At 48.1% G+C, this 6,379-nt stretch carries 4 protein-coding genes and 1 pseudogene; all 5 read left to right on the forward strand.

Translation table 11 applies throughout. The features are described 5' to 3' along the window. Window positions 1-331: 331 nt before the first annotated feature. Window positions 332-544, forward strand: a pseudogene (locus tag PX482_RS27930) (hypothetical protein); the annotation flags it as partial. Between the two features lie 59 nt (window positions 545-603). Continuing rightward, a complete protein-coding gene (locus PX482_RS25685) occupies window positions 604-2,172 on the forward strand; it encodes a B12-binding domain-containing radical SAM protein (RefSeq protein WP_004159262.1) in 1,569 nt (522 codons plus the stop codon). Window positions 2,173-2,201: 29 nt separating this feature from the next. Then, window positions 2,202-4,511 carry an NACHT domain-containing protein gene (locus PX482_RS25690; protein ID WP_004159263.1) on the forward strand — a complete coding sequence of 770 codons (2,310 nt, stop codon included), beginning with the start codon at window positions 2,202-2,204 and terminating at the stop codon, window positions 4,509-4,511. Between the two features lies 1 nt (window position 4,512). After that, window positions 4,513-5,289, forward strand: a complete 777-nt coding sequence (locus PX482_RS25695; protein ID WP_043998932.1) for a sterol desaturase family protein — start codon at window positions 4,513-4,515, stop codon at window positions 5,287-5,289. 499 nt (window positions 5,290-5,788) lie between these two features. Then, window positions 5,789-6,226: a LamG domain-containing protein gene (locus tag PX482_RS25700; RefSeq protein ID WP_353852175.1), complete on the forward strand. Its 438-nt coding sequence runs from the start codon at window positions 5,789-5,791 to the stop codon at window positions 6,224-6,226. Window positions 6,227-6,379: the final 153 nt, after the last annotated feature.

Raw genomic sequence — 6,379 nt, forward strand, 5'->3', positions numbered from 1 at the left:
CAAAAAGTACCAGATATGGGAGTGATCGGGGGGAAAATTCAGGGACTTTTTCCCTGAAAATTAGGTAATTGACCCCTTCAAAATCGGTAAAACCCTACACCCCACACCCCACACCCCACACCCTGCCCCCAAGAAAAACTTTTTGCCGCAAACCCTAATTACTCACTTGCATAAATGAGATACTCCCAAAGAGGGATATTTATGAAGTGGAATCTGACCTGCGGAATGTTGGATATAATCTAATTATGTACTAAAAACAGGAAATTCATGACAAATATTCACTCGATCATCGGTATATTCCCCTCCAATGAAGAAGCAGACATAGTTGTAAGGTGGTAAACGACGTAAATATGGTGGCTCTACCACAAGACATGGGTTCCGTAAAGGAGATTTAATTTCTTCTCCCAAAGGAATTGGTTATGTTAGTGGAGATACCGAAAAACAGCTATCTGTAAGCGATGCCAATGGTCAACGATTGGGACAGATAACTGTTAGTAAGATTCAGTTAATTCGTCGTTCTAACGGTTTAATTGTTTCTCACTAACTTATGTAAAGCCGCCCTCCGCTATCGCTAAAGGGCGGGGTTTCAGACCCATTTTTTCGATGAAAGCCCTGTTACTCTACCCTGAGTTTCCCCAGTCTTTCTGGTCTTACGATCGCTTTATGGAAATCGCGGGACTGAAAGCCACCATTCCACCCCTCGGCATCATTACTGTCGCCGCCCTCCTCCCCCAAAACTGGGAGATTCGATTTTATGATCGCAACGTCAATCCTGAAACAGAAGCCGATTGGGAGTGGTGTGAGTTGGTTATCCTCTCTGCCATGTTAGTCCAGAAGCCAGATTTTCAAGCTCTGATTCAAAAAGCCGTGCAGTTAGGCAAAAAAGTCGCCGTTGGCGGTCCCTACCCCACCTCTGTCCCCCAGGATGCCCTGGATTCTGGAGCGAACTATCTCATTTTGGATGAGGGAGAGTTAACCGTTCCCCTGTTTTTGGAGGCGATCGCTCAAGGTCAAAGCCAGGGAATTTTCCGCTCTGGGGACAAGCCAGACGTGACCCTCAGCCCCATCCCCCGCTTCGACCTGCTTCAGCGAGACGATTACTTAATGATGGCAGTGCAATTCTCTCGCGGCTGTCCTTTTAACTGCGAATTTTGCGACATTATTTCCCTCTACGGGCGCAAATCTCGTACTAAAGAGCCGAGTCAGACTTTAGCAGAGTTGCAGACTCTCTACGACCTAGGCTGGCGCGGTTCGTTGTTCATCGTCGATGACAACTTTATTGGCAATCAGCGCAACGTCAAACGCTTTCTCAGAGACTTGATTCCCTGGATGAAGCAGCACGACTATCCCTTCACCTTTATTACTGAAGCCTCGGTCAATTTGGCAGAGGATGATGAATTGTTAAGCCTGATGGCTGAGGCGGGGTTTTATTCTGTCTTTCTGGGGATTGAAACTCCTGACCAAGATAGTCTGCAAGTGACGCGCAAACTGCAAAATACTCGCAATCCACTGGTGGAAGCCTGTCGCAAGATTAATGCAGCCGGTTTGCTAATCTATGCTGGATTTATCTTGGGGTTTGATGGAGAGCGCTCTGGTGCGGGGGAAAGGATTCAAGCCTTTGTGGAAGAAACCAGTATTCCTCAGCCCATGTTAGGAATTCTCCAATCTTTGCCGAATACGGCTCTTTGGCATCGTCTCCAGCAAGAACAGCGTTTAGTTGAGGGTGACAGCATCCATCCGACGGGAGATCAGAATAGCTTGATGAATTTTATCCCCACCCGCCCGATTGCCGAAATTGCCAAAGAGTATGTCGAAGGCTTCTGGACGCTGTACGAACCCAGCCACTATCTCCGACGCTGTTTCCAACAATGTCTCGGTCTGGGTTTGCAGTCAAAACACAAGCAAACCATGCAATTTCCCGTGGGTAAGGGGTTACGGCTGATTACCCAGTTAATCTGGCATCAGGGTATCCGCCGAGGGAACATTCGGGGACAGTTTTGGCGGCAATTATGGACGATTTGGCAAAAAAAGCCCCAAGTTCTCAATCTCTATTTAGGTCTGTGCGCGGCGGGAGAACATTTTTGGGAGTACCGGGCCTTAGCCAGAGAACGGATTACTCAACAACTAGGCTACGATCCCTTAGAAGTTTCTGGTCGTCCCAACCAGAACTGATTCTGACTCGATAGGGAGGATTGGATTGTATGGTCAAGAGATCGCTCCAGGCCTCCCCTTCGGGAATTAAACAGGCTAAACGAGCCTTTGATCTCAAGGGGTGGACTCAGGAAAATCTAGCAGGGGAAGTGAACTTAAAGACCCGCCAGCCGATTTGGCGGTTTTTCACAGGAAAACCCGTTGATCGCCAGGTTTTCCTGGAAATTTGTTCGATTCTGGATTTGGATTGGCGGGAGATTGCCCTCGCTCCGCCCGCAGAATTTCCTGAACCCGGAGAACTGGCGAAAACTAATATTGATGCTCTGGTGCAAGAGGTGCGAGCGCAACGCCTGGACACCATCCAAAACCAGTGCGGCATCTTGCAGTTACTAGACATCAGCCATCCAGTCAACCTTGATGACATCTATGTGGATGTCAATATTTTGGCGGAAATTGCCAGTCAACAGTGGGTGGAGATTGCCGATTGGCAAAACTTGGGTCCCGCTGAATTCGATCGCGTCGGTTTGGGAGAGGTTGAGCAGAAGCAAATACCCGGAATGCAGGCTGTTGAAACTTACTCAAAGCTTAGAGTTTTGGGCAGGCCGGGGGTTGGCAAAACGACCTTTTTGCAACATCTGGCGATTCAGTGCAACCAAGGCGAGTTTGCGGCGAATCAAGTGCCGATTTTTATCTTATTGAGAGAATTTGCCGAGGAGTCCAGTCCCAGTGGTGAATCTAGCCTGTTCAACTACATCCGTCAGGCATTGCTCACCGCTGGAATTTCCAACCCGTCTGTGCTGGAAACCTTACTGCAAGCGGGCAGAGTCCTGCTGTTGCTCGATGGCATGGATGAAGTGCTCACCCAGGACATTACAGCAGTTCTGAGAGAAATTCGTCAATTCTCAGAAAAGTATCATCGCAATCGATTTGTAGTAACCTGTCGCACCGCTGCCCAAAAACTCCAGATTCGAGGTTTCACTGATGTAGAAATTGCCCCCTTTACCCAGGCACAAATCAGCACCTTCGCGCAAAAGTGGTTTGTGGCACTGAGCAAAACGACTGCTCAAGCGGGGCAGGAGCAGTCGGCTCAGTTTATGGAGAAGTTGGACTTGCCGGAAAACTGGCAATTTCGGCAACTGGTGGTGACACCTCTGTTTCTGCATCTCGCCTGCTGGGTGTTTCAGGGTCAAGGGAAATTTCCGAGCAAGCGGGCTGAGTTTTATAAACAAGGGCTGGATTTGCTGCTGGGTAAATGGGATGAAGCTCGAGGAGTCGAACGCGATCAGGTTTACCGGGGGTTTTTATTGCCCCAAAAATTGAGGCTGTTGAGCCAGCTTGCAGCAGTTACTTTTGAACAGGGGCAGTATTTTTTTGAGCAACGCACGATTGAGCAATACATTGGCGACTATTTGCGGAATTTGCCAGGTGCAACCCTGGAAGCAGAGGAACTCCAACTCGAAAGCGAAGCCATGCTGAAAGCGATCGAGGCACAGCATGGACTCCTCACAGAGCGGGCGCGAGGCATTTTTTCATTTTCTTATCTGGCATTTCAAGAATACTTCACGGCTCGAAAAATAGTTGCCAGCCATAATTTGCAGGCATTAGAACAAGCACTGGGAGGGTTGGTGAGTCACATCACCGATTCCCACTGGCGCGAAGTCTTCTTGTTAACGGCTGCCATGTTGCGAAGTGCAGATGCGCTGGTGCAGTTGATGAAGCAACAAATTGATGCCTTAGTCGCGCAAGACTCCTATCTGCAAGAGTTTTTGAGTTGGGCCAGCCAAAAATCCCAGCAGCTCCCAGACGAAACCAAAGTGGCGACCGCACGCGCATTTTACCTTGCCCTTGCCCAAAGCCCGCATACGGCAGATCGCTTTGCCTTAGCCAGCACGCTCGATCAGGGGATGTTTTTAGATGCGGCGTTGGAGAACTTGCTGGTAGAGTTTGCCATCGACCACAGTCAGGATTTTGCCTATGTCAATGCTTGTAGCGAGGCACTCAACAACATTCTGGTGATGGTTCTGGATGCTGGATTTTATAAGTCTTTGCAACAATTGAGAGACCAACTGCCACCTCCGAGTCAAAACCTGGAACGGCTTCAGCACTGGTGGCAGAAAAACTATTCTGCCTGGGTGGAACAGTTGCGGGGTGCGATCGCCAATTATCGCAATATTCATCATCCCTGGCAGTTTACGACTGAGCAACAGCAGCTGCTCCAACGCTACTATGAGGCCAATCAACTCCTGATCGATTGTTTGAATAGTAACTGCGAAATAACAGCCGCAATCCGGCAAGAAATTGAAGCCACGTTGCTGTTACCTCAAAAGGACTTGGAAGATCGGGAATGGCAAGGAGATTAAATTGATAGACCACTCATTTGGATTTTACGGGTTCGCTTTCTTTGGGATCATCCTGGCGCGATACTTTCTCGTGGCTGGGGGAACCTATTTGTTCTTCTATTCGCCCTTGAGTCAGTCCTTTGTCAATCACAACCTGCGGCATTGGTCTCCCTCTTGGCGATCGATTCAACAAGATATCACGCTCTCGGTTCTTTCGGCGGGGGTGTTTGCGCTGGCGGCGGCTTTCATCATGACAGGATACAGTTGGGGCATTACCCGCTTATACAGCCACCCTCAACAGTATGGGCTGTGTTATTTAGGGGTTAGTTATGGCGCTGTGTTGGTTCTCCAGGATGCCTATTTCTATTTCACCCATCGCTTGTTTCACCACCCGTCACTCTTTCGGTGGTTACACCAGGGACATCATCGCTCGCGCTATCCTACCCCGTGGACTTCGTTTGCCTTTGACCCACTAGAGGCGATCGTTCAGTCTCTCTTCCTGGTCGGCATTGTCTTTGTCCTTCCCCTGCATTTCATCACGTTAATTGCGGCACTCACCACGATGACGATCTGGGCAGTGTTAAATCATCTTGGGATCGATCGCTTGCCCTCCTCATTTCCCCATCATTGGTTGGGTCGGTGGTTTATTGGTCCTGCCCATCATTCCATTCATCATCGCAAGTACACCGTACATTACGGTCTATATTTCACGTTCTGGGACAAACTCCTCGGAACTCAAGACCCCGATTATGAGCAGAAGTTTGATGAGCGTCTGACGGGTAAAGTCGATGGAATTTAACTCGTGCATCGCCCGTTACATTTTGTCTCGTATTCAAGCAATTCATACAGACTCAATCAATTCACACATCAAATCAAACAACCATCTATCAGGGTAATAGCAGAAGCAGAATTGTTGACTCGACTCAGGTAAGCAGTTCTCAAATTCTACAAATTCAATAAGGAGACTTCATGAACTTCAACAAAATTATTTTAGTGACAGGTGCTAAGCTAAACGGCGCTTAACCTGCATGATCCAACAGCTATAACCCTTTTGGAGTCTATATCGGTGATCCGAAGTAAAAGCCGTTTAGCTTATTGCTGTTAGTACCTTCGTTATAGCACCTGTTCAGGCAGCAACAATTCTTTCCCATTGGACATTTGACGAAACAGGGGGAACTATCGCTGCCGATAGTGTAGGGGGACAAAACGGTATTTTACAGGGGAACGCCACACTTGTGGGTGGAGGAATTTCTGGAAATGCAATTAGCTTGAGTCAAGCCACTAATGACCTTGTTAACATGGGAAACATCTATGGTTTCACCAATAGCAACTTTTCCATTTCAGCTTGGATTAACTCAACGGTACTTAACGATAACTTTGTCGTGGCAAAGCATACAGCAGGGATTGTGTCTGGATATATGGTATTTGTTAATGGTATCAACCCTGGGGAACGGCAATTGACGAAAGCAGGATTCTACGCACCTTTTCCTAACAGGCACGTATTGCATGGCAACACTACAGTAACAGATGGCGACTGGCATCAAATAGCTGTGGTGTACGAGCAAGGTGGAAATTCTTTATTATATGTAGATGGTATCTTGGATGCGATCACTGCCAGTGATCCAATTGGGGCAACCTCGGCTCCTTTCCTAGTTGGAGGAGTTGCTGTAGGCTCTCAACCAACAGGATTGTATACAGGGTTGATTGACGACGTACAAGTATATAGGGTTTGCTGAAAAAGTTTTTCCTGGGGGCAGGGTGTGGGGTGTGGGGTGTGGGGTGTGGGGTTTTACCAGTTTTGAGGTGGCCAATTACCTAATTTTCAGGGAAAAAGTGCCTAAATTTCCCCCCGATCACTCCCAGATCCAGTACTTTTTGATTGACAAAAG

The sequence above is a fragment of the Microcystis sp. M53602_WE12 genome, from assembly GCF_030065455.1.
GTDB classification, from domain to species: domain Bacteria; phylum Cyanobacteriota; class Cyanobacteriia; order Cyanobacteriales; family Microcystaceae; genus Microcystis; species Microcystis aeruginosa.